Here is a 23,412-nt window from a genome sequence, read left to right as displayed (position 1 = left end):
CGCCAAGCGCCCTGGTAGCTTCCTACAAGTGTGGTGCTATGCGTCCGGGTCGGCGCGGTCCAGGGCCGGACGGGGGCCCGGGGTGAACTCGGTGAGCAGGTAGTCGGCGGCCGAGGTGTCCGTGACCAGGCTGGTGACCAGCCCGGACCGCAGGACGGCGCCGATCGCCGCGGCCTTGCGCTGCCCGCCCGCGATGGCCACCACCTCGGGGATGCGGCGGAGCCGGTCGGCCTCGACGGTGATGCACCGCTCGCCGAGGTCGCGGCCGACGCGCCGGCCGTGGGTGTCGAAGAGGTGGGCCGACATCTCGGCGGCGACGCCGAGGGAGGCGTAGTGGGCCCGCTCCTCGTCGCTGAGCATGTCGTGGACGGTGGAGATGCCCGGCTCCCACGAGCCGATGGAGACCGCGGCGACCGTCACCTTGTCGAAGTACTCGAAGGCGCGGGCGATGCCGGTCTGGCTGCGCAGCGCGGCGGCGGTGGCGGGGTCGGGCAGCAGCATCGGCGCGTAGATCGGGTGCGCCTCGCCGCCGGAGACCTGGGCGGCACGGCGTACGGCCTCGACCGAGCCGCGCTCGGCGGTGCCGGCGTCGTACACGCCGGTGAGCTGGACGACCGTGCAGGGCGGCAGCCGGTCGAGGGCGGCCGCCATGTGGATGGTGGAGCGGCCCCAGGCCAGGCCCAGGACGTCGCCTTCGTTCACCAGCTCGCCGAGCAGGTCGGCGGCGACCTCGCCGAGGTTCTCCGGGTCGGGCGACTCGTCCTCGCCCTCGGGCGGCGACTCCACGACGACCGCGTGGCGCAGCCCGTACCGGGCGCGCAGCGCGTCGGAGCGCTCCGCGTCGAGCTCGGCGGGCACCCGGATCTCGATCCGTACGAGATCGCGTTCCAGGGCGGTCTCCAGGACCCGCGCGACCTTGAAGCGGCTTACGCCGAACTCCTCCGCGATCTGGATCTTGGATTTGCCCTCGAGGTAGAAGCGGCGGGCCATGGCCGCCGCCTGCACCAGCTCCGCGGGTCCCATCCGCAGGGCTGGCCGTCCCGCCGACATTGCAGACACCGCGATCTCCTCACTGCTGTTCGCACTCCGGATTGCCATCCTTGCAGATCCGGGGTTCCTTGATCAGTCCTGTTGGTTTGCGTTCACCGGGCCGTTGCTCGCCGGACCGGAGCTCAGTGGGCGCAGGCCCAGGCGGCGGACGCGGTGGTCCGCTCCGCCTTGTCGCGCAGCGCCCGTACGGCGGCCGCCGGGTCCTCGGCCCCGTACACCGCGGAACCGGCGACGAAGACGTCGGCCCCGGCCTCGGCGCAGCGCTCGATGGTCGACTCCGAGACACCGCCGTCGACCTGGAGCCACAGCTGGAGGCCGTGCTTGGAGATCAGCTCCCGGGTGCGGCGGATCTTCGGCAGCATGATGTCCAGGAAGGCCTGGCCTCCGAAGCCCGGCTCCACCGTCATGATCAGCAGCATGTCGAGCTCGGGCAGCAGGTCCTCGTACGGCTCGATCGGCGTCGCGGGCTTCAGCGCCATCGACGCCCGCGCTCCCTTGGCGCGGATCTCCCGCGCCAGCCGCACGGGCGCGGCGGCCGCCTCCGCGTGGAAGGTGACCGACCCGGCGCCCGCCTCCACGTACTGCGGGGCCCAGCGGTCCGGGTCCTCGATCATCAGATGGCAGTCCAGCGGGATGTCCGTCGCGCGCCGCAGCGATTCCACGATCGGCACGCCCAGGGTCAGGTTGGGCACGAAGTGGTTGTCCATGACGTCGACGTGGAGCCAGTCGGCGCCTTCCACGGCCCGCGCCTCCTCGGCGAGACGGGCGAAGTCGGCGGACAGGATGCTGGGGTTGATCTGTGCCATGAGCCAAGCCTGCCATGCCTCATGGCGTTTCCTTTACCCGATGCCGGTCCGGCGCTCGGCGGACCGGGCGCACAAGCCGCATTCCCGGCGCAATCGTCACGCCGTGCGCCGCAGCAGCGCCAGGTACATCGCGTCCGTGCCGTGCAGATGCGGCCACAGCTGTACGTCGGGGCCGTCGCCGAGCGCGGGGACGCCCGGCATCAGGGGCCTGGCGTCGATGAGCTCCGCGCCGCCGTGCTTCTTCAGTACGTCGTCGACGACGACTCGCGTCTCGGCCAGGTGCGGCGAGCAGGTGGCGTACCCGACCACGCCGCCGACCCGCGCCGCCCGCAACGCCTCGACGAGCAGGGTGCGTTGCAGCGGAGCGAAGCTGTCGAGGTCCTCCGGGCGACGGCGCCAGCGGGCCTCGGGCCGGCGGCGCAGCGCGCCCAGGCCCGAGCACGGCACGTCGACGAGGACGCGGTCGAAGGAGCCGGGGCGCCACGGCGGACGCGTGCCGTCGGCGGCGATCACCTGGTACGGGCCGGGGTTGCCGGTCAGCGCCCGGTCCACCAGGCGCGCGCGGTGCGGCTGCTTCTCGGAGGCGAGCAGCGCGGCACCGCGCTCGGCGGCCAGCGCGCCCAGCAGGGCCGCCTTGCCGCCGGGCCCCGCGCAGCCGTCGAGCCAGCGCCCGTCGGGGCCGTCGAGCGGGGCGTTGGCGAGGGCGATCGCCACGAGCTGACTGCCCTCGTCCTGAACCCCGGCCCGGCCCTCGCGCACGGCGTCGATCGCACCGGGCTCGCCGCCCTCGGCGAGCCGCACGGCGTACGGGGACCAGCGCCCGGGCAGGCCCGCCTCCTCGCCGAGCACGTCCAGCAGCTCGGCCGCGGTGGAGCGGCCCGGGCGGGCCACCAGCGTGACCTCGGGCCGTTCGTTGTCCGCCTCCAGCAGGTCCTCGATCCCGGCGCGGCCGCCGCCCAGCGCGTCCCAGAGCGCCGAGACGACCCAGCGCGGGTGCGAGTGCACGACCGCCAGGTGGTCCTCGGCGTCCTCCTCGTACGGCGGAGCCACCCGCTCCAGCCAGTCGTCGAGCTCGTGCTGAGCGATCTTCCGCAGGACGGCGTTGACGAACTTGGCGCGCCCATCGCCGAGCACCACCCGCGCGAGCTCGACGCTCGCCGAGACCGCCGCGTGCGTGGGGATGCGCGTCCCCAGCAGCTGGTGCGCGCCGAGCGAGAGCACGTCCAGGACCGGCGGGTCGACCTCGCGCAGCGGCCGGTCCACGCAGGCCGCGATGATCGCGTCGTACGTGCCCTGCCGGCGCAGCGTCCCGTACACCAGCTCCGTCGCGAGCGCCGCGTCGCGCCCGTCGAACCCCTCCTTCTCGCGCGCCCTCTTCAGCAGCGGTGGCAGGACGAGGTTGGCGTACGCGTCCCGCTCGTCGACCGCGCGCAGCGCCTCGAAGGCCAGCAGGCGCACCGGATCCTTTTTGGGGCGGCGGTACGGCTTGGACGGACGGCGACGGGACTGCTCGCTCAAAAGGTGCTCCGCTTTTCGGACTTTTCAGGCTTTTCGGTGAGGCTGGATCCTTGGGCCGGATCCTGGGGCTCGCCCCTTTCAGCCTACGCCGCTCCGCCGCCCGCCCACCCGTCGCCCACCACCACCCTTGCACGACGGCGCTACGCGCCGGCCCCGACCTTCTCGCCCGGGGCGATCCGCACCCCCCGTGCCCAGTCGGCGCCTCGCATCGGCTTCTTGCCCTGCGGCTGCACCCAGAGCAGCTCGACGGCGTGGGAGCCGGTGCCGACGTAGACGTTGTTCTTGGCGGCCGCCAGCTCGCCCGGGGCCAGGTCGGTGCGGTCGGGCACCGGAGCGGCCTGGACGACCTTGAGCCGCTCGTCGCGGAAGACGGTCCAGGCGCCGGGCGCGGGCGTGCAGCCCCGTACGACGCGGTCCACACGGAGCGCCGGGGCGTTCCAGTCGATCCGCGCGTCCTCGACGGTGATCTTCGGGGCGAGGGTGATGCCTTCGGCCGGCTGCGGCACCGCCGTGAGGGTGCCGTCCTCGATGCCGTCCATGGTCGCCACGAGCAGCCCGGCACCGGCGAAGGCGAGCCGCGTGAGCAGGTCGCCGCTGGTGTCGGTGGGCCGCACCTCCTCGGTGAGCACGCCGTACACCGGCCCGGAGTCCAGGCCCTCCTCGATCCGGAACGTCGACGCGCCGGTCACCTCGTCCCCGGCCATGATCGCGTGCTGTACGGGCGCGGCACCGCGCCAGGCGGGCAGCAGCGAGAAGTGGAGGTTGACCCAGCCGTGTGCGGGAATGTCGAGCGCCGCTTTGGGCAGCAGCGCGCCGTAGGCGACGACCGGGCAGCAGTCCGGCGCGATCTCCCGCAACCGCGCCTGGAACGCCTCGTCGCGGGGCCTGGCCGGCTTGAGGACCTCGATCCCCTCCTCCTCGGCGCGCTGCGCGACGGGGCTGGCGACGAGTCGGCGTCCCCGCCCGGCGGGCGCGTCGGGCCGGGTGACGACGGCGGCCACCTCGTGCCGGTCCGAGGCGATCAGGGCGTCCAGGGCGGGTACGGCGACCTCGGGGGTGCCTGCGAAGACGAGCTTCATCGGTGGCTGACTGCCTGTCTGTTGGAGGCGGTGGTGGGCAACGCACCAGTCTAGGTCGTGGCCGCGGGGGGCGTACGCAGTCATGTGCGCCCCGCGCATATGCGGATACGCCTCTTCAGCGTGACCCCGACCACGGGTGGAGCGTTGGTCAAGCAGAGATTGACCGAAACGGGCCGCCCCGGTGCCCCAGGTGCGGCCCGACCCTTTTCAACGCCGGTTCGAGAGGCTTGTAAATGGCCGACCACGCAACCCACGACGCCCAAGCCCGGGCAAGCCTGCACCTGTTGGTGCGGGACATCGAGCGGGTCCGCCGGCAGGTGGACGCACTGCGCACGCTCACCGCCCAGCTGGGCAATGTGTACCGCCCGCGGCGATCCGGCCCGTCCACGGGCTTCGTCGTCTACGGCAGGGCCCCGGCCCCGACCGTCAGGCTCGCCCAGGAGCTGCGGGACAGCGTCGAGACACTGGTGACCGCGGCGGTCGACTTCGACCGCTCGCTCGGGTTCTCGTGGGACGCGGTGGGCTCGGCGCTCGGGGTCACGAAGCAGGCGGTCCACCGGCGGTACGGCTCCCGCGGACGCCAGTCGGCCGCGCCGGAGCAGGACCGCGCGCCCGAGCCCGGCACCACCCGCACCATGCCGGTCGTCCCCCCGGTCCCTTCGGTCCCCGCGGCCCGCTCGATGCCGCCCCAGCCGACGGCCGGCTCGCTCCGCGAGGAGCCCCGCCCGAGCGCGTTCCCCTCCCCGCGCAACGGCTGACCCGCGCAACGGCCGACCCGCTCGACGGCTGACCCGTACAACGGCTGATCCACGCAGCGGCCGACCTACGCAGCGGCTCACGGAGCCGCTCGGGTCACCGGCCCCCGCCCCCGCCGGCCTCGCGGGGGGCGGGGGCCGACGCACGTCAGCCGATGGCCGCGCCCGTCACCCGATGTCCGGTGGGTCCACCCGGACCCGTACCAGATCTCCCCCGCCCCGTGCCAGCCGGGCCGCCTGCGCCGCCTTCAGCGCGGCGGCCAGCGCCGCCCCCCTGCCCGGCGGCACGCGGAGCAGCGCCCGCTCCCACACCTCGCCGGGCGGGGGGTCGCCGGGGCGGCGCGGGGCCCCCGGCGGCGGGGGCGGCAGCGGCACCGGCCCCAGCACCTCGGTCTCGCGCGGCAGCTCGGCCGCCGCGAGGAACGTCGCCACCGCCTCCGCGCGCCCCGTCACCGCCGCCATCCGCGACACCGGCGGGAACCCGAGCTCCGCGCGCTCGGCCAGCTCCCGCTGGGCGTGGCCCACCGGGTCCCAGCGCACCAGCGCCTGCACCGGCCGCAGGGTCGGCTCGGCCACCACCACCACGGTGCCGCCCTCGGCCTGCCCGCGCACCAGCGAAGCGGCGTCGATCCAGCGCCGCAGCGCCTCCTCGCCCGCCCGCAGGTCGGGCCGGCCGAGCATGGCCCAGCCGTCGAGCAGCAGCGCCGCCGCGTAGCCGCCGCCTTCGGCGACCGGTTCGGCGCCTGGGGTGCTGACCACCAGCGCGGGCCGCGCGGGCACGGTGTCCAGGACGTGGTCGCGCCCCGACGTCCGCACCGGCACGGCCGGGAACGCCCGGCCCAGCTCCTCCGCCGTGCGCCGTGCGCCCACCACCTGCGCCCGCAGCCGCACGGCACCGCACTCCACGCAACTCCAGTCCGGCGCGCCTCGCCCGCACCAGCCGCACCGCAGGTCGCGCTGCTCGGGCGCCTCCAGCGGGCCCGCGCAGTGCCGACAGCGCGCGGGCGTACGGCACCGCTCGCACGCCAGCCTCGGTACGTAGCCCCGGCGCGGCACCTGCACGAGCACCGGCCCGGTCTTCAGACCCTCGCGTACGGCCTGCCAGGCCAGTGACGGCAGCCGGGCGGCACGGGCGGCCTCGTCGCGCGCCAACTCCCCGTCCCCCACGGTCCGTACGAGCGGCGCGGCGGCCCGCACCTGCTCGCGGGGCGCCAGGAGGGGCCGGGCCCAGCCGGTCTCGACGAGCTGCGCGGCCTCCACCGTGCAGCTGGTGGAGCCCAGGAGGAAGCCGCACTTGTCGTGGGCGGCGCGCAGCAGCAGCACCTCGCGGGCGTGCGGCAGCGGCGCGTGGGGCTCGCTGTGGCTTCCGTCGCCGTCGTCCCACAGGGCGACGAGACCGAGGTCGGCCACCGGCGCGAACATCGCCGCGCGCGTCCCGACGACCGCGCGCACGGCCCCGCGCCGTACGGCGAGCCACTGCGCGTACCGCTTCTCGGGGCCCGCCTCGGCGGTGAGCAGGGCGTGCCGCCCCTCCCCCAGCACGCCCGTCAGGGCGGTGTCGACGCGCGCGGCGGCCCGTCCGTCGGGCACGACGACGAGCGCGCCGCGCCCGGAGGCGAGCGTGGCGGCTACCGCGCGGGCGAGCTCCTCCGCCCAGTGGGGCCCGGGCAGGGCGTTCCACACCGCCCGGGGCGCGCCCCCCTGGGCGAGCGCCCGCAGGAAGGCCGGCCCCTGCGCGTACCGCTCCCACGTCCCGGGCTCGGGCGCGGCGGGCGGCGGCAGCGGCGCGGGCGACGGCCGGGCCTCGGCACGGGCGTTGCGCGGCGGGATCGCCAGCTGGAGCACATCGGCGAGGCTCCCGGCGTACCGGTCGGCCACCGCGCGCGCGAGTCGCAGCAGCTCGTCGCTGAGCACGGGCTCGGGCGACACGACGTCGGCGAGCGCGGCGAGCGGCCCGGAGTAGTCGGACTCGGCGCGCCGCTCGATCAGGAACCCGTCGATGAGCCGCCCGCCCTCGCGCCGCCCGTCACGCACGTGGTGGGACCCGGCCCCGAACCGCACCCGCACCCGCACGCCCGGCCGCGCGACGGCGTCGAGCTCCTCGGGCACGGCGTAGTCGAAGAACTGGTCCAGGTGGAGCACGCCCTTGTTGACCACGACCCGCGCGACCGGCAGCTCCTTGGCCAGCGCGGCCCCCCGCCAGGTCCGCGGCTTGGCCCGCGGCACCTTGGCCCTGCGCACGGTCTCGCGTATGAGCGCGAGCTGCTCGGGCGGCTCGGCCGCCTCCCGACCGCCACCCTCCGGCTTCCCGTTGTCGCTGCTCACAGCCCCATTCCTACCAGAGCCCACTGACAACGCCCGCTGTCGGCGGCATGGGCTTGGATGACCGCGTGACCGTCTACGACACCGCCAAGCTGCTGCCCTCGATATCCGTCCTGCGCGACCACTGCCGCGCGCTCGCCACATTGGAGGCGATCATCCGCGCGGACGATCCCTTCTTCCGCCGGTACGCCTTCGACGGGCGCTGGTCCGCGACCGAGGAGCTCGCCACCATGAGCACGGGCTGGGGTGACGAGTTCTCCATCGTCTTCTCCCCGGCCGGCGCCTGGATCCGGGGGTTCGACCACTTCTCCCCGATGAGCCCGTACGTCGACGACATGCCGTGGCCCGGAGTCGTCGACGAGGTCCCCGAGGTCTTCCGGCGCTATGTGAAGAAGCCCGCGTTCTCGGACCCCGACGGGTTCCCGGTGGTGACCGCCTGCCTGTGGCGGACCGCCGACGACGAGACCTGGCGCACGGGCACGATCGACTTCCCGGAGAACGACAACGACGGCGAGGACCCGGACGGCGCGGCGTACCTCTTCCAGCACCTGACGAACCGCTCCGCCGAGGCGTACCAGAAGTTCGCCGTGGAGCGACACCAGGTCCCGGTCGACCTGGCGGCCGTACGCCACGTCCTCGCCCTGCGCCCGCTCACCGCCGAGGTGGTCACCGCCCTGCGCCCGGACCGCACCCTCGCCGACCTGGCCGACGATCTCGCGACCATCGGCTATCCGCACGCCGGCCACTGAGAACGCCGCACAGCGGGAGCGGCGGAGCCAACATGGCTGGATTCCGGGGTGCTCACGATGAACCGCTACAAGAGGAAACGGGAAACATCACCGAGTGCCTTGCTCACGGCATCGCTTTGCATCGAATCTTGCACGCGGCAAGCAACGACGTGACGGCGTCAAGACGAAGGCGAGACCGGAGGGGTACGGATGACTCTGCAGCCACGCACGTTCGGTGGTGTGCTTCGAAGGCTCCGGATTGCCGCCGGTCTGACGCTGACCGACCTGGCGTCGCGCATCCACTACAGCAAGGGTCAGCTCAGCAAGGTCGAGACAGGGCAGAAGCGCCCCACTGCCGAGCTGGCCCGGCTCTGCGACGTCGTGCTCGAAACGGGAGGGGAACTGGAGGCGCTGTTACGGAGCCCGGGCCCGATGGCCCCGGCCCCGGCCCCGGGGCAAGGACAGCCCGCAAGCGCCACTGGACAGGAACTGGGCCGACGCCAGGTCATCACGGCCGGAGCGATGGGTGTGCTGGGTCTGGGCGCCGTCCCACCCGACCAGGACATCGCCGAGACGGGCGGCGAGACACTACTGGACGTCGTCCGGACGCTGTTCGATCAATTCCGGCTACTCGGACAGTCCACGCCACCGGAGGCCCTTCTACCGGCTCTTGAGGGGCACATCCGGCTGCTGCGTTCGCTCGCCGGGCGTACAGGTTCCCGCACTGCCATGGAACTGGTGGCCCTGGCGGCGCGATACGCAGAGTTCGCAGGCTGGATGGCTCAGGAGGCGGGAGCGGAGCGGGACGCCCTCCGCTGGACGGAACAGGCTGTCGAGCTCGCCACGGCCTCGGGAGATCGGCACCTGTCCTCGTACGCCCTGGTGCGCCGAGCGCTGGTGGCGTACTACCGCGGTGATGCCTCGGCCACGATCGATCTGGCAGGAGGTGCCCGCTCGGGTTCTCTGCCTCCCCGCATCCGGGGGCTCGCGGCTCAGCGTCAGGCGCAGGGATATGCCATCGCCGGCGACTACAACGCCTGTATGCGGGCGCTCGACACTGCCCGTGAACTGCTGGAAGCCTCCGCGCGATCGGAGGAGACGCCGGTCCTCGGCACCACGAACCTCCGCAATCCGGCCGATATGACAATCGGCTGGTGTCTCCTCGATCTGGGACGTCCGGCAGAGGCCGCAGAGGTACTGGATCGTGAGTGCGCGCGCATCCCCTCTCAGGCCCTCCGCACACAAGCGCGGTATGGAATCAGGCAGGCCTTGGCTCATGCGCTGTCAGGAGAGCTGGAGGTCGCCTGCGAGGTGACCGGCCGGCTCCTCCTGACGACCGAGCTGGTCGGCTCGGCAACCATCGCCACTGACGTAAGGCGCCTGGCCCGCACCTTGTCCCGGCATTCTCGGCACCCCGCTTATCTGGCGATCGCACCACAGCTCGCCACCTGCCTGGCCACCGCCCGTGGAGCGGATAAGCGTTGACGAGGCTGTGCCTGCCGCCCGTCCACCCGCTATACCTCCTGTCCCCTCACGATTCCCGTCAAGCAGAGGAGCTCCGCCATGCCTGATGTATTCGTCAACTACCGCACGGGAGACGGCGAAGAAACCGCTGTCGCGATCGAACGGGAACTGTCGCATCGCTTTCCCGGCGGGCGCATTTTTCGCGCCGGCAAGTCGCTGACACCAGGAAGGCTCTTCGGCCCCGACCTGATCACGAATGTGCGGCGCAGCGGCGCCCTCATCGCCGTCATCGGGCCGCGTTGGACGGAGTACACCCAGCTGCACGATGAGGGCGACTGGGTGCGCAAGGAGATCGAGGAGGCGTTCCGCTGCGCTGTGCCGGTAATCCCCGTGCTGGTCGGCCGAACAACGGAACGGCTCCGGGAGGAGGGCCTGCCGCCTTCTCTGGCGCCGCTTGCCGCATGCCACTCCATCCGCTTCGACACCCACGACGCGGAGTACGGCCTGCGGCGCATCGGTGACGCCGTCGCCGACCTGGTTCCCGGGCTCGCGTCCTACGAGCGGCAGGCCGGGCCCGATGCCGAACCAGGAACGAGCCCCCACAACTCCATGGCCAATGTCTCGGGCGCCACGAACATCCAGGCCAGGGACATCGGCGGAGACGCGGGAGGCACGATCATCAAGGACGTACACGCCCCGCTGCACCTCGGGTCCGGGGCCCAGCACAACCACGCGCCTCACCTCTCCGGAGACGGCGCCCAGTACGTCGCCGGCGACAACAACGGCGGTGTCCACCACTCCTGGAACCGCGAGCGGCGCAAGGAGGACGGGAGCCGGTGAACGACGTTCCCCCGGCATGGGTCCACGGGGTCATGGGCTCGGTCCACTCAGGACAGGGATCGCAGTTCAACATCCACTATCAATACCCCGCCGGGCCCTTCGCCCCCGATGATCTCCGAGCCCTGCTCAACGACAGCGAGGGCAAGGCTCCTCGCGCCGTCGCCGAGGACGAGCTCATGTGGCTGCGGCGGCATTTCATCCACCCGCGCGGCTACGACCGGGCGTACGAACTCCTCGAACGACGGCACACGGTCCTGCTCGATGGACACCCGGGGAGTGGACGCACTGCCACCGCTCGGATGCTTCTGCGATATTTGCCTCGTGCCGGCGGAAAGTTCCTTGAACTCCTGCCGGACGGGGACGAGGAGGAGCGGCGCCTCGACCCGGACAGGGTGGGCGAGGCGGACCAGCTGTTACTCGATCTGTCGGACGCGGATCAACAGGTGTGGCGGGGAATTCAGGCCGAGCTTTCGGGCTTCCGCGCGTCCGTCAGCCAGAAGCGCGCCCATCTGGTGGTTGTCTTGCCGCCGCAGGTAGGGCACCACCTACACCAGGAGTACGCGGCCTTGCGGGTGGAGATCAGCCGTCCGCCGGGCATGCGGCTGGAGCTGGACATCATCCGAAGGCGCCTTCGGTATGCAGGGGTCGACCCCACTGTGGCCGAGCCGGTGCCGGATACCCTCCGCGACTACCTTGTCCAGCGACCGCCCCTGCGCGAGGTCGCCGGCCTGGCACGGTTGCTGTGCGAAGAAGCGGCACGCTTCCCTACGCCCGCACACTCGTTCGACGACTGGTGCGCGGCGGCGGTGGATGCGGCGACGCGCCGCGAACCGCAGGTGGCGGAGCTCCTCGAGGGCCTGCCTCAGGCGCCCGAGCGGGCACTCCTCCTGTCAGCCGCGATGCTGCACGAGGCACGGGCTGACAGTGTGCACAAGGCCTCGGTCGATCTGCTGGCCGCCGTCGGACACCCAGAGGACGCCACTTCCTTGCTGGAACGACGTGGGCTGGACGAGCGGCTCCGGGCGATCAAGGCAGCCACGGACACACGAAGACTCGTCAGGTTTGATCAGCTTCGCTTCGACGAGGCCGTCCGTCATCACTTCTGGGACAACCACCCGGATCTCAGGCCATCCCTCCGCACGTGGATCGGCGGGGCGCTCGCACTGCCCGGCCTCACCGACGCCGACCGGGACCGTCTGGTACAGCGTTTCGCCGAGCAGTGCTGTCGTACCCGCCGTGCTGAGGACCTGTTCGGACTCGTGGAACGGTGGGCGGGCACAAGCGACCGGGGTCCTGGCATCCGCGCGGCGGCCCAGCTGCTGAAGCACGGCTTGGAGGACGCGGAGCTGGGTCGTCCTTGCCGCAGCCGGATCTACACCTGGGCCACGGGACAGCGGCTCTCCAGAGGGCTTCGCCGAGTGCTGATCAGCGTATGCCTGGAAGTGATGCCCGTGCGGCATCCGTACGCGGCCATGGTCCGGCTGCATCATCTCGCCGCACGGGAGACTCCCGGCGACGAAGCCCGCCGGGCACTGGTTGAGCTCGTCCTCGGCGATCACCGGCTCCACCGCCGCATGCTGGAGCGGCTGGCATCCCCGTCGTCGCAGCGGGACGCGGTGACGGACGTCAGCCTGTTCCTGGAACTGGCGGACCCCCGAGCGTTGACCGAGGCAGGCCTCCGTGCGTTTCCCCTACTGGCCGAAGCACACGTGGGTCACTGGCTCACGAAGGGGTGGCGAAACGTCTTCCGCAGCCGCCCCTGGGGGGAGTGGCGGAGTCGGGCGGAGAGCTGGTTCGACGCAGCATGCGACGGCCTACCGTACGGGCACCGGCTCCTCGACATCCTCACCGCGGCATGCACGGAGGACGTAGGCGTCCAGGCCCGCCTCTACGCTTCCGCCCGTGACTGGGCGCGAGCCCATCCGCATCCAGGTCCAGAGCGTTCCGGTCTGCCGGCCGCGCTCCTCAAATCGATCATGACGAAACGAAATCTTCGTTCGGCAGTGCAGCAGGAGGCAGCCGCGCCATGACCACCGGCCAGAAGACCATCATCCTCTTCGTCACCGTGATCGCTGCCTTGCTCGTGACCATCCTCGGGCTGTACCAGCGGTGGCCTGGTTGGGCGTGGCCGGCGGCAGCGGCTGTCCTGTGCCTGGCGCCAGCCCTGGCCATCAGGGCAGGGAGCCGGAACCCCGAACCGTTCCCGCCCGGCACACTGCCGGATCCGGATCTGCCGATCCCTCCGGTAGAACGGCGGGAACTGCGGGTCTGTGACGTGGCCCTGCCCAGCGCAGAGCAGGACTACGACTTCCTCTTCTCCGCCACGGTGCGCTGGTGTCCCCTGGAGCCATCAGCGGAGTCCCCGACGGTGAATGCCGGCGGTCTGGCTGTGGAGGCGATCCTCAACAGGGCGCGTTCCGTCACAGCAAGCCGGGCTCCCTCCGCCAGCACCTTCATCCAGCATGAGCTCGCCGGTGCTCTGGCAACCATGCACCCGGATGAGAGTGGACAGCTCCAGGCCATGGCGCTCGACGTCTCGCTCGTCCTGTCGAAGGACGATCAGGAGCGTCTGGACAAGCTGGCGGCTGTCCGGAAGGACGAGGCGGTGTGGGCGCATGAGCGGAAGTACGAACAGAGCCGCCGTGCGTATCTGGGTGAGGACGTGCTCAAGGACACGGGAAGTGCGGTCGTGTGGTGGCTGCACAAGAACGACGACCAGGTGGCCAGGACGGTGCAGGACATAGGGCTTCTGGCCCAGCTCACCTCGGCTTCGAAGAACGAGCACGTGGCCGAGCCGTTCAGGCATCTCGTCCCGGATGCCGCTCCTGACCCCGGCAGCGGCAGCTTCGAGGGTGATCGCTCCGGCGCCTCCCCCGCTCCCCCGGAAACAGAGGCGGGAACCGAGGCCTCCGCAAGGGCTCCGGAGGATGTTCTCGCCGAGTTCCTGGACGCTGCGGGCTTCAGCCCCGCGGACGCAGAGTACTTCTTCCTGGGTGCTCAGGCTGCGGAGAACCTGGAGCAGCTCAAGCCTGATGTGGCGGCCGCGATCCGGCGGCGCTTCGATGACACACCGGCTCCGCACACGGAGCCGGTCCCGCCTCAGCCACAGCCCTTCTCCATGAACGGCCACGCTTCCATGACCGGCGACGCGTCCGGCCTCGGTGACGCACCGCACTGACGTGCCGAAAAGGGCCTGACAGGCATGCGATGGCCCCGGACCGTGTGGGTCCGGGGCCATCGCACCACATCAATAACAGTCGTTACAGCCCGGCGGCCGCGCGCAGCGCGTCCACGCGGTCCGTGCGCTCCCAGGTGAAGTCGGGGAGCTCGCGGCCGAAGTGGCCGTAGGCGGCCGTCTGGGAGTAGATCGGGCGCAGCAGGTCGAGGTCGCGGATGATCGCGGCCGGGCGGAGGTCGAAGACCTCGGCGATGGCGGTTTCGATCTTCTCGACGTCCACCTTGGCGGTGCCGAAGGTCTCGACGAAGAGGCCGACGGGCTCGGCCTTGCCGATGGCGTAGGCGACCTGGACCTCGCAGCGGGAGGCCAGGCCGGCCGCGACGACGTTCTTGGCGACCCAGCGCATGGCGTAGGCGGCCGAGCGGTCGACCTTGGACGGGTCCTTGCCGGAGAAGGCGCCGCCGCCGTGGCGGGCCATGCCGCCGTAGGTGTCGATGATGATCTTGCGGCCGGTCAGGCCGGCGTCGCCCATCGGGCCGCCGATCTCGAAGCGGCCGGTCGGGTTCACCAGCAGGCGGTAGCCCTCGGTCTCCAGCTTGATGCCGTCGTCCAGGAGCTGCTTGAGCACGTGCTCGACGACGAACTCGCGGATGTCGGGCGCGAGCAGCGACTCGAGGTCGATGTCGGAGGCGTGCTGCGAGGAGACGACGACCGTGTCGAGGCGGACGGCCTTGTCGCCGTCGTACTCGATGGTGACCTGGGTCTTGCCGTCGGGGCGCAGGTAGGGGATGGTGCCGTTCTTGCGGACCTCGGTCAGGCGGCGGGAGAGCCGGTGGGCGAGGTGGATCGGGAGCGGCATGAGCTCCGGCGTCTCGTCCGACGCGTACCCGAACATCAGGCCCTGGTCGCCGGCGCCCTGCTTGTCGAGCTCGTCCTCGTCGCCCTCGACCCGCTGCTCGTACGCGGTGTCGACACCCTGCGCGATGTCCGGGGACTGGGCGCCGATGGAGACCGAGACGCCGCAGGACGCGCCGTCGAAGCCCTTCTTCGAGGAGTCGTAGCCGATCTCGAGGATCTTGTTGCGCACGAGCGTGGGGATGTCGGCGTACGCCTTGGTCGTCACCTCGCCGGCCACGTGCACCAGGCCGGTGGTGATCAACGTCTCCACTGCGACACGGGAGGTGGGGTCCTCCCGCAGCAGCGCGTCGAGAATCGTGTCGCTGATCTGGTCAGCGATCTTGTCGGGGTGACCCTCGGTCACGGACTCCGAGGTGAAGAGACGACGGGACACAACGCTCCCTGGGTTTGCAGCGGCTGCTGGCTGATCGTTTGCGGACCGGCAGGGGGCTGCGCCCCGCGTCGTTCCGAGGACAGTTTATCGGGCGCTCTCGATCGTCGGACCAGGTGTCTCGCACCGTGGGAGTCGGATTGGCCACGCACAGCCGTTCGTGGCTCGAATTCGCTCCCGTTCCTACCCAGAACGCCCGTCTTCTTACGGTTTCATCCCCGCAAGGGGGTGCATGTGACATTCATCCGGCTTTTACCCGAGTCGCCCCAGACGGGGTACGACGAGGTCCCAGACGATGTCCGCCAGGGCCTCCTTCGGGCCGTACGGAACGGGCGTCTCGGTACCGTCCACAGCCAGCACCACGGCCTCGTTCTCGGCGGAGCCGAAGGTCTTGCGCTCCCCCACCTCGTTGACGACGAGGAGGTCGCAGCCCTTGCGGCGGAGCTTGTCCCGGCCGTTGGCGAGGACGTCGTCGGTCTCGGCGGCGAAACCGACGACCACCTGGCCGGGGCGGGCGCGGTCGGCGGAGATCTCGGCGAGGACGTCCGGGTTGCGGACGAGCTCGACGGGCGCGGGCTCCTGGCCGTCGCGCTTCTTGATCTTGCCTTCGGCGTACGTGGCGGGGCGGAAGTCCGCGACGGCCGCGGCCATCACCACGGCGTCCGCGTCCGCCGCCGCCTTGAGCACGGCCTCGCGCAGCTGGACGGCGGTGCCCACGTGGACCACGTCGACGCCCGCCGGGTCCGGCATGCCGGTGTTGGCCTCGATGAGCGTCACCCGGGCACCGCGAGCGGCCGCGGTCCGCGCGAGAGCGTACCCCTGCTTACCGGAGGAACGATTCCCCAGGTAGCGGACGGGGTCCAGCGGCTCGCGCGTGCCGCCCGCGCTGACGACGACGTGCCGGCCCGCGAGGTCGGGCGCGGCGGCGCCCCGGGCGAGCACGCGGCGGCAGACCTCGAAGATCTCGTCCGGGTCGGGCAGCCGGCCCTTGCCCGTGTCGGCGCCGGTGAGGCGGCCGACGGCGGGCTCGATGACGACGGCGCCGCGCCGCCGCAGCGTGGCGACGTTCTCCTGGGTGGCGGGGTGCTCCCACATCTCGGTGTGCATGGCGGGCGCGAAGACCACCGGACACCGGGCGGTGAGGAGCGTGTTGGTGAGCAGGTCGTCGGCGAGGCCGTGCGCGGCCTTCGCCAGCATGTCGGCGGTGGCGGGGGCCACGACGACGAGGTCGGCCTGCTGCCCGATCCGGACGTGCGGGACCTCGTGGACGTCGGACCAGACCTCGGTCGAGACGGGGTTCCCGGAGAGGGCGGACCAGGTGGCGGCGCCCACGAAGTGCAGCGCGGAGTCGGTCGGGACGACGCGGACGTCGTGGCCGGACTCGGTCAGCCGCCTCAGCAGCTCGCACGCCTTGTAGGCGGCGATGCCGCCGCTGACGCCCAGGACGACCTTCGGCTTGTGCACTCGTGCCTCCTCAAGGCATTTCCCACCGCGATGCACACCACACGGCACATCACCGCACGGCACATCACATGACACACCACAGGCCCGGCGGTGGGTACCGCCGGGCCTGCGAACGACGTGCTGATGCTGAAAAGCGCTGCTTCAGTGCGCCGGGCCCTCAACGGCCTCGGACGTCAGCAGACCCGCGTTGATCTCGCGCAGCGCGATCGACAGCGGCTTCTCGTGGACGTGGGTGTCCACCAGCGGACCGACGTACTCCAGCAGGCCCTCACCGAGCTGCGAGTAGTACGCGTTGATCTGACGCGCGCGCTTGGCCGCGTAGATCACGAGGCTGTACTTCGAGTCCGTGGCCTCGAGCAGCTCGTCGATCGGCGGGTTGATGATGCCCTCGGGCGCAGTGATGGAAGAGGACACGCTCTACCTTCCGAAAACTTCTGGAAATGGGACAAAGATCAAACAACTTGCATCAAGGCTAGCAGCTCACGCGCTACGTCCTCGACCGAGGTGTTGACGAGCGTGGTGTCGAACTCCGCTTCGGCGGCGAGTTCGATCTTGGCGACCGCGAGCCGGCGCTCGATGACCTCCGGCGGCTCGGTGCCGCGCCCGGTCAGGCGGCGGACCAGCTCGTCCCAGCTCGGCGGGGCGAGGAAGACCAACTGGGCCTCGGGCATCGACTCGCGGACGAGCCGGGCGCCCTGGAGGTCGATCTCCAGCAGGACGGGCTCGCCCGCCTCCAGCCGCTCCATGACGGCGCGGCGGGGGGTGCCGTAGCGGTTGCCCGCGAACTCGGCCCACTCCAGCAGCTCGCCGTTGGCGATCAGCTTGTCGAACTCGTCATCGCTGACGAAGTGGTACTGGACGCCGTCCCGCTCGCCGGGTCGCGGCTTACGGGTCGTGGCGGACACCGACAGCCAGACCTCGGGGTGCACCTTGCGCATATGAGCGACGACCGTGCTCTTGCCGACCCCGGAGGGGCCGGAGAGCACGGTCAGCCGCGGACGTACGTCCGATGTTGCAGCCATGGGGCGATTATTCCAGGTTTACCTCGATGCCCCGGACCGGCCCCGGCCGTCAGGCTCCGGAGCCGCCGAACTCGCGCTCCAGGGACGCGATCTGGTTGGAGCCGAGCCCTCGCACGCGACGGCTCTCGGAGATGCCCAGCCGCTCCATGATCTGCTTGGCGCGGACCTTGCCCACGCCAGGCAGCGACTCGAGGAGGGCGGACACCTTCATCTTGCCGATGACGTCGTTCTTCTGGCCCTGCTGGATGACGTCGTGGAGGGAGGCACCGGAGTGCTTGAGTCGATTCTTGACCTCGGCCCGCTCCCGGCGAGCCGCGGCGGCCTTTTCGAGCGCGGCTGCGCGCTGTTCAGGGGTAAGGGGCGGAAGAGCCACGCCTACGTCACCTCGGATGTCGAACTGTCGGATACGGACCGGTGAGGAACCTAGTCGGCCCACACCAGGGGAGCAACGAGCAACGCAGTGCACGTTGGCTCTGCGACGGAGACTAGCGGCCATGGCCGCTGGAGTCAGCGAGAACAGACGAAAAGTCCTGGTCAGCATCGCTCTACCACGACAATACGGGCATATCGGTCGGGTTTTGCGGCCTGTTCCCGCCCTCTTGCCGTCAACGGGCCCGCGAACGGCGCCACCGCGCGGCGTGATGCAGGTCACACGGCAGTCTCACGCATCGGTCGCCGCGCGCACCTCGTCCGCGTACCGCACCGCCGCCTCGCGCAGCGCCACCGCGTCCGGGCCGTGCCGCAGCACGCCGCGGCTGACGTTCGGCACCACGTTGCGCACGGCCGCGCCGAAGACGCCCGGGAGGTCGGCGGGGGTGGCGCCCTGCGCGCCGATGCCGGGGGCGAGCAGCGGGCCGTTGATGTCGAGGTCGTACGAGGAGAGGTCGCCGAGCGTCGCGCCGACGACCGCGCCGAAGGAGCCGAGCGGGGTCTCTCCCGCGTTCTCCTCGGCGAGGTGGGCCAGCATGGTCGCTCCGATGGTGCGGCCGTCCTCGCGTACCGCGCGCTGCACCTCGGCGCCCTCCGGGTTCGAGGTCAGGGCGAGCACGAACAGCCCGGCGCCGCTCTCGCGCGCCAGGTCCACGGCCGGCTTCAGGGAGCCGTACCCGAGGTAGGGCGAGACGGTCAGGGCGTCCGAGAAGAGCGGGGAGTCCTTGCGCAGGTACGTCTCGGCGTACGCGGCCATCGTGGAGCCGATGTCACCGCGCTTGGCGTCCATGACGACCAGCGCGCCCGCGTCCCGCAGGTCCGCCACGGCCCGCTCCAGGACGGCGATGCCGCGCGAGCCGAACCGCTCGAAGAAGGCGCTCTGCGGCTTGAAGACGGCGACGGTGCCGGCGAGGGCGTCGACGACGGTTCGGGTGAAGGTCTCCAGGCCCGCCACGTCGTCGTTCAGGCCCCAGGCGGCCAGGAGGGAGCTGTGCGGGTCGATGCCGACGCACAGCGGGCCGCGGGTGTCCATGGCGCGGCGGAGGCGGGCGCCGAAGGGTTCGAGCGGGCTCATACGGTGGCCTTTCGGGTGTCGGCGCCGACGGCCTCGGCGAGGGTGGCGTACGGGGAGGCGTTCAGCCGGGCGGCGAGGCCCTTGTGGATCGCGCGGGCGTAGAAGGGGCCCTCGTAGATGAAGGCGCTGTAGCCCTGGACGAGGGTGGCGCCCGCGAGGATGCGCTGCCAGGCGTCCTCGGCGTTCTCGATGCCGCCGACGCCCACGAGGGTGATGCGGTCGCCCACGCGGACGTAGAGACGGCGCAGGACCTCCAAGGAGCGCTCTTTCAGCGGCGCGCCGGACAGGCCGCCGGTCTCGCTCGTCAGGTACGCCGGGGACTTCAGGCCCTCGCGGCCGATGGTCGTGTTGGTGGCGATGATGCCGTCCAGGCCGAGCTCGACGGCGAGGTCGGCGACGGCGTCGACGTCCTCGTCGGCGAGGTCGGGCGCGATCTTGACGAGCAGCGGCACGCGGCGGCCGGTGACCGTGCGGTCGGCGGCCTCGCGCACGGCGCTCAGCAGGGGCCGCAGGTGCTCCACGGCCTGGAGGTTGCGCAGGCCGGGCGTGTTCGGCGAGGAGACGTTGACGACCAGGTAGTCGGCGTGGCGCGCGAGCCGCTCCGTGGACTTCACGTAGTCGCCGACGGCCTCGGCCTCCGGCACGACCTTCGTCTTGCCGATGTTGACGCCGACGACGGTCTTGAAGACCGGCACGCGCGCGCGGAGGCGGTCCGCGACGGCGGCCGAGCCGTCGTTGTTGAAGCCCATGCGGTTGATCAGGGCGCGGTCCGCGACGAGGCGGAAGAGGCGCTTCTTGGGATTGCCGGGCTGCGGCTCGCCGGTGACCGTGCCGATCTCGACGTGGTCGAAGCCGAGCATCGCCATGCCGTCGACGGCCACGGCGTTCTTGTCGAAGCCGGCCGCGAGCCCGAAGGGGCCGTGCATGCGCAGGCCGAGCGCCTCGGTGCGCAGCTCCTTGTAGCGGGGGGCGAGGGCGGCGGCGAGGAAGGTGCGCAGCACGGGGACGCGGACGGCCAGGCGGATCCAGCGGAAGGCGAGGTAGTGGGCCTTCTCGGGGTCCATCCGCTTGAAGACCAGGTGGAAGAAGAGCTTGTACATGGTGTGTGTCCTCATGAACGACTTCATGAGAAGGGGGACACCGGTTGTACCGGTGTCCCCCTCCCCCGTGGCTGACTAGTCCTCGCGGGCCGCGGTCAGGTGCTGGGCGTGTTCCTGGAGGGAACGGACGCCCACGCCGCCGTGGTTGAGGGCGTCGATGCCCTGGACGGCGGCGGCGAGCGCCTGCACCGTCGTCAGGCACGGCACACCGCGGGCGACGGCCGCGGTACGGATCTCGTAGCCGTCGAGGCGGCCGCCGGTGCCGTAGGGGGTGTTGACGATCAGGTCGACCTCACCGTCGTGGATCAGACGCACGATGGTCTTCTCCCCGCCCGGGCCCTCACCCTCGGACTGCTTGCGCACGACGGTGGCGTTGATGCCGTTGCGCTTGAGGACCTCGGCGGTCCCGGAGGTGGCCAGCAGCTCGAAACCGTGCGCGACGAGCTCACGCGCCGGGAAGATCATCGACCGCTTGTCCCGGTTCGCGACCGAGATGAACGCCCGCCCCTTGGTCGGCAGCGGACCGTACGCGCCGGCCTGCGACTTGGCATACGCGGTGCCGAAGACGGCGTCGATGCCCATGACCTCGCCGGTGGAGCGCATCTCCGGACCCAGGACGGTGTCCACGCCGCGGCCCTGGACGTCGCGGAAGCGCGACCAGGGCATCACGGCCTCCTTGACGGAGATCGGCGCGTCCAGCGGCAGGGTGCCGCCGTCGCCGGTCTTCGGCAGCAGGCCCTCGGCGCGGAGCTCGGCGATGGTGGCTCCGAGGGAGATGCGGGCGGCGGCCTTCGCCAAAGGCACGGCGGTGGCCTTGGAGGTGAAGGGCACGGTGCGGGAGGCGCGGGGGTTGGCTTCCAGGACGTAGAGGATGTCGCCGGCCATCGCGAACTGGATGTTGATCAGACCGCGGACGCCGACACCGCGCGCGATGGCTTCGGTGGAGGCGCGCAGGCGCTTGATGTCGTGCCCGCCCAGGGTGATGGGGGGCAGGGCGCAGGCGGAGTCGCCGGAGTGGATGCCGGCTTCCTCGATGTGCTCCATCACGCCGCCGAGGTAGAGCTCGGTGCCGTCGTAGAGGGCGTCGACATCGATCTCGATCGCATCGTCCAGGAACCGGTCGACCAGGACCGGGCGGGTCGGGGAGATCTCGGTGGACTCGGCGATGTACGCCTCCAGGCGCGCCTCGTCATAGACGATCTCCATGCCCCGGCCGCCCAGCACGTAGGAGGGGCGTACGAGCACGGGGTAGCCGATCTCGTCGGCGATCGCCTTGGCCTCGGCGAACGTGGTCGCCGTGCCGTGCTTCGGCGCGGGCAGGCCGGCCTCGGCCAGCACGCGGCCGAACGCGCCGCGGTCCTCGGCAGCGTGGATGGCCTCCGGAGACGTACCGACGACCGGCACGCCGTTGTCCTTCAGCGCCTGAGCCAGACCGAGGGGGGTCTGTCCGCCGAGCTGGACGACGACACCGGCGATCGGGCCGGCCTGCTGCTCGGCGTGGACGATCTCCAGCACGTCTTCGAGCGTCAGCGGCTCGAAGTACAGGCGGTCGGAGGTGTCGTAGTCGGTCGAAACGGTCTCGGGGTTGCAGTTGACCATCACCGTCTCAAACCCCGCCTCGGACAGTGCGAAGGAGGCGTGGACGCAGGAGTAGTCGAACTCGATGCCCTGCCCGATACGGTTCGGACCCGAACCCAGGATGATCACCGCGGGCTTCTCGCGCGGCGCGACCTCACTCTCCTCGTCGTAGGAGGAGTAGAAGTACGGCGTCTTCGCCGCGAACTCCGCGGCGCAGGTGTCGACGGTCTTGTAGACCGGGCGCACACCAAGCGCCTGGCGGACCTCGCGGACCACATCCTCACGCAAGCCCCGGATCTCGGCGATCTGGGCATCGGAGAAGCCGTGGCGCTTGGCCTCGGCGAGGAGGTCGGCATCCAGACGGTCGGCGGCGGCCAGCTCGTCGGCGATCTCCTTGATCAGGAAGAGCTGATCGACGAACCACGGGTCGATCTTCGTCGCGTCGAAGACCTCCTCGGGGGTGGCACCGGCGCGGATGGCCTGCATGACCGTGTTGATCCGGCCGTCCGTCGGGCGGACCGCCTCACGCAGCAGCTCCGCCTTGTCACCGACCGGGCCGGTGAACGTGAACTGGCTGCCCTTCTTCTCCAGCGACCGCAGCGCCTTCTGCAGCGCCTCGGTGAAGTTACGGCCAATGGCCATGGCCTCGCCGACCGACTTCATCGTGGTCGTCAGCGTCGAATCAGCCGACGGGAACTTCTCGAACGCGAAGCGCGGCGCCTTCACCACCACGTAGTCGAGCGTCGGCTCGAACGACGCCGGAGTCTTCTCCGTGATGTCGTTCGGAATCTCATCCAGCGTGTAGCCCACCGCCAGCTTCGCTGCGATCTTCGCGATCGGGAAACCAGTCGCCTTCGACGCCAGGGCACTCGATCGGGACACGCGGGGGTTCATCTCGATGACGATGACCCGGCCATCGACAGGGTTGACCGCGAACTGGATGTTGCAGCCACCGGTGTCGACGCCGACCTCGCGGATGATCGCGATACCGACATCCCGCAGGATCTGGTACTCGCGGTCCGTGAGCGTCATGGCCGGGGCGACGGTGATCGAGTCACCGGTGTGGACGCCCATCGGGTCGAAGTTCTCAATCGAGCACACGACCACGACATTGTCGTGCTTGTCGCGCATCAGCTCCAGCTCGTACTCCTTCCAGCCGAGGATGGACTCCTCCAGGAGCACCTCGGTGGTCGGAGACAGCGTCAGGCCCTGCCCCGCGATGCGGCGCAGCTCCTCCTCGTCGTGGGCGAAGCCGGAACCGGCGCCGCCCATGGTGAAGGAGGGGCGGACAACGACCGGGTAGCCGCCGAGGGTGTCGACGCCCTTGAGGACGTCGTCCATGGAGTGGCAGATCACCGAGCGGGCCGACTCGCCGTGGCCGATCTTCTTCCGGACCTCTTCCACGACGCCCTTGAACAGGTCGCGGTCCTCGCCCTTGTGGATGGCCTCCACGTTGGCGCCGATCAGCTCCACGCCGTACTTCTCCAGCACACCCTGCTCGTGCATGGAGATCGCCGTGTTCAAAGCCGTCTGACCACCGAGGGTGGGCAGGAGCGCGTCGGGGCGTTCCTTGGCGATGATCTTCTCGACGAACTCGGGCGTGATCGGTTCGACGTAGGTGGCGTCGGCGATCTCCGGGTCGGTCATGATCGTCGCGGGGTTGGAGTTGACCAGGATGACCCGCAGGCCCTCCGCCTTCAGCACGCGGCACGCCTG

The 23,412-nt window shown here is 71.1% G+C and carries 19 protein-coding genes; 6 read left to right on the top strand and 13 right to left on the bottom strand.

The genetic code is table 11. From position 1 onward, the window contains the following. Nucleotides 1-36 precede the first annotated feature (36 nt). The 4 genes from ABZX67_RS31150 to fmt all read right to left on the bottom strand — a co-directional run bounded on the left by ABZX67_RS31150 (nucleotide 37) and on the right by fmt (nucleotide 4,453). Nucleotides 37-1,050, bottom strand: a complete 1,014-nt coding sequence (locus ABZX67_RS31150) for a sugar-binding domain-containing protein (RefSeq protein ID WP_355367414.1) — start codon at nucleotides 1,048-1,050, stop codon at nucleotides 37-39. A 122-nt stretch (nucleotides 1,051-1,172) separates the two neighbouring features. Continuing rightward, the gene (gene rpe / locus ABZX67_RS31145; RefSeq protein WP_355367381.1) at nucleotides 1,173-1,856 is read right to left on the bottom strand and encodes a ribulose-phosphate 3-epimerase; all 684 of its coding nucleotides are present in this window, start codon (nucleotides 1,854-1,856) and stop codon (nucleotides 1,173-1,175) included. Nucleotides 1,857-1,952: 96 nt separating this feature from the next. Beyond that, complete coding sequence (locus tag ABZX67_RS31140; RefSeq protein ID WP_355367378.1) at nucleotides 1,953-3,374, bottom strand: transcription antitermination factor NusB; 1,422 nt, start codon at nucleotides 3,372-3,374, stop codon at nucleotides 1,953-1,955. Between the two features lie 140 nt (nucleotides 3,375-3,514). Further along, a complete protein-coding gene (fmt, locus tag ABZX67_RS31135; protein WP_355367375.1) occupies nucleotides 3,515-4,453 on the bottom strand; it encodes a methionyl-tRNA formyltransferase in 939 nt (312 codons plus the stop codon). A gap of 233 nt (nucleotides 4,454-4,686) precedes the next feature. Between fmt and ABZX67_RS31130 the strand changes: the two genes are divergently transcribed. Beyond that, nucleotides 4,687-5,211 (top strand): hypothetical protein, encoded by a 525-nt coding sequence (locus tag ABZX67_RS31130; protein WP_355367372.1) that lies wholly within the window; start codon nucleotides 4,687-4,689, stop codon nucleotides 5,209-5,211. Nucleotides 5,212-5,376: 165 nt separating this feature from the next. Here ABZX67_RS31130 and ABZX67_RS31125 read toward each other — a convergent pair whose 3' ends face one another. Then, a complete protein-coding gene (locus ABZX67_RS31125) occupies nucleotides 5,377-7,533 on the bottom strand; it encodes a primosomal protein N' (RefSeq protein WP_355367369.1) in 2,157 nt (718 codons plus the stop codon). Between the two features lie 65 nt (nucleotides 7,534-7,598). Between ABZX67_RS31125 and ABZX67_RS31120 the strand changes: the two genes are divergently transcribed. The 5 genes from ABZX67_RS31120 to ABZX67_RS31100 all read left to right on the top strand — a co-directional run bounded on the left by ABZX67_RS31120 (nucleotide 7,599) and on the right by ABZX67_RS31100 (nucleotide 13,740). Beyond that, nucleotides 7,599-8,279 carry a hypothetical protein gene (locus ABZX67_RS31120; protein WP_355367366.1) on the top strand — a complete coding sequence of 227 codons (681 nt, stop codon included), beginning with the start codon at nucleotides 7,599-7,601 and terminating at the stop codon, nucleotides 8,277-8,279. Nucleotides 8,280-8,468: 189 nt separating this feature from the next. After that, the gene (locus ABZX67_RS31115; protein WP_355367363.1) at nucleotides 8,469-9,743 is read left to right on the top strand and encodes a helix-turn-helix transcriptional regulator; all 1,275 of its coding nucleotides are present in this window, start codon (nucleotides 8,469-8,471) and stop codon (nucleotides 9,741-9,743) included. Between the two features lie 78 nt (nucleotides 9,744-9,821). Further along, complete coding sequence (locus ABZX67_RS31110) at nucleotides 9,822-10,562, top strand: toll/interleukin-1 receptor domain-containing protein (RefSeq protein ID WP_355367360.1); 741 nt, start codon at nucleotides 9,822-9,824, stop codon at nucleotides 10,560-10,562. Beyond that, nucleotides 10,559-12,592, top strand: coding sequence for a hypothetical protein (locus ABZX67_RS31105; RefSeq protein WP_355367357.1), 2,034 nt, complete (start codon nucleotides 10,559-10,561; stop codon nucleotides 12,590-12,592). Before ABZX67_RS31110 ends, ABZX67_RS31105 begins: the two co-directional genes overlap by 4 nt. Beyond that, a complete protein-coding gene (locus tag ABZX67_RS31100; RefSeq protein ID WP_355367354.1) occupies nucleotides 12,589-13,740 on the top strand; it encodes a hypothetical protein in 1,152 nt (383 codons plus the stop codon). Before ABZX67_RS31105 ends, ABZX67_RS31100 begins: the two co-directional genes overlap by 4 nt. An 82-nt stretch (nucleotides 13,741-13,822) precedes the next feature. Here the strand turns inward: ABZX67_RS31100 and metK are convergent, their stop codons facing one another. The 8 genes from metK to carB all read right to left on the bottom strand — a co-directional run. Then, the gene (metK, locus tag ABZX67_RS31095) at nucleotides 13,823-15,031 is read right to left on the bottom strand and encodes a methionine adenosyltransferase (RefSeq protein WP_355367351.1); all 1,209 of its coding nucleotides are present in this window, start codon (nucleotides 15,029-15,031) and stop codon (nucleotides 13,823-13,825) included. A 249-nt stretch (nucleotides 15,032-15,280) separates the two neighbouring features. After that, nucleotides 15,281-16,492, bottom strand: a complete 1,212-nt coding sequence (gene coaBC / locus ABZX67_RS31090) for a bifunctional phosphopantothenoylcysteine decarboxylase/phosphopantothenate--cysteine ligase CoaBC (protein WP_355367348.1) — start codon at nucleotides 16,490-16,492, stop codon at nucleotides 15,281-15,283. 141 nt (nucleotides 16,493-16,633) lie between these two features. Beyond that, nucleotides 16,634-16,906, bottom strand: coding sequence for a DNA-directed RNA polymerase subunit omega (gene rpoZ, locus ABZX67_RS31085; protein WP_355367345.1), 273 nt, complete (start codon nucleotides 16,904-16,906; stop codon nucleotides 16,634-16,636). A gap of 38 nt (nucleotides 16,907-16,944) precedes the next feature. Beyond that, nucleotides 16,945-17,514: a guanylate kinase gene (gene gmk, locus ABZX67_RS31080; protein WP_355367342.1), complete on the bottom strand. Its 570-nt coding sequence runs from the start codon at nucleotides 17,512-17,514 to the stop codon at nucleotides 16,945-16,947. Between the two features lie 49 nt (nucleotides 17,515-17,563). Next, nucleotides 17,564-17,887: an integration host factor gene (locus ABZX67_RS31075; protein ID WP_355367339.1), complete on the bottom strand. Its 324-nt coding sequence runs from the start codon at nucleotides 17,885-17,887 to the stop codon at nucleotides 17,564-17,566. A gap of 288 nt (nucleotides 17,888-18,175) precedes the next feature. Then, nucleotides 18,176-19,018 (bottom strand): orotidine-5'-phosphate decarboxylase, encoded by an 843-nt coding sequence (pyrF, locus tag ABZX67_RS31070; RefSeq protein ID WP_355367336.1) that lies wholly within the window; start codon nucleotides 19,016-19,018, stop codon nucleotides 18,176-18,178. Beyond that, nucleotides 19,015-20,118, bottom strand: coding sequence for a quinone-dependent dihydroorotate dehydrogenase (locus ABZX67_RS31065; RefSeq protein ID WP_355367411.1), 1,104 nt, complete (start codon nucleotides 20,116-20,118; stop codon nucleotides 19,015-19,017). The genes pyrF and ABZX67_RS31065 overlap by 4 nt, the downstream gene beginning before the upstream one ends. A gap of 75 nt (nucleotides 20,119-20,193) precedes the next feature. Next, nucleotides 20,194-23,412, bottom strand: a 3,219-nt coding sequence (gene carB / locus ABZX67_RS31060; RefSeq protein WP_355367333.1) for a carbamoyl-phosphate synthase large subunit, incomplete at its 5' end; no start/stop codon positions are given.

This window comes from Streptomyces sp. NPDC003036, from assembly GCF_040611175.1.
Taxonomy (GTDB): domain Bacteria; phylum Actinomycetota; class Actinomycetes; order Streptomycetales; family Streptomycetaceae; genus Streptomyces.
This window is presented reverse-complemented; position numbering and strand designations above follow the sequence as displayed.

Excerpts from the sequence above, each read along its gene's own strand:
- gmk (WP_355367342.1), bottom strand. The coding sequence starts at position 17,514 with ATGGCTGCAACATCGGACGTACGTCCGCGGCTGACCGTGCTCTCCGGC.
- ABZX67_RS31115 (WP_355367363.1), top strand. The coding sequence starts at position 8,469 with ATGACTCTGCAGCCACGCACGTTCGGTGGTGTGCTTCGAAGGCTCCGG.
- fmt (WP_355367375.1), bottom strand. The coding sequence starts at position 4,453 with ATGAAGCTCGTCTTCGCAGGCACCCCCGAGGTCGCCGTACCCGCCCTG.
- rpe (WP_355367381.1), bottom strand. The coding sequence starts at position 1,856 with ATGGCACAGATCAACCCCAGCATCCTGTCCGCCGACTTCGCCCGTCTC.
- ABZX67_RS31110 (WP_355367360.1), top strand. The coding sequence starts at position 9,822 with ATGCCTGATGTATTCGTCAACTACCGCACGGGAGACGGCGAAGAAACC.
- pyrF (WP_355367336.1), bottom strand. The coding sequence starts at position 19,018 with ATGAGCCCGCTCGAACCCTTCGGCGCCCGCCTCCGCCGCGCCATGGAC.
- ABZX67_RS31150 (WP_355367414.1), bottom strand. The coding sequence starts at position 1,050 with ATGTCGGCGGGACGGCCAGCCCTGCGGATGGGACCCGCGGAGCTGGTG.
- ABZX67_RS31065 (WP_355367411.1), bottom strand. The coding sequence starts at position 20,118 with ATGTACAAGCTCTTCTTCCACCTGGTCTTCAAGCGGATGGACCCCGAG.
- ABZX67_RS31100 (WP_355367354.1), top strand. The coding sequence starts at position 12,589 with ATGACCACCGGCCAGAAGACCATCATCCTCTTCGTCACCGTGATCGCT.
- ABZX67_RS31130 (WP_355367372.1), top strand. The coding sequence starts at position 4,687 with ATGGCCGACCACGCAACCCACGACGCCCAAGCCCGGGCAAGCCTGCAC.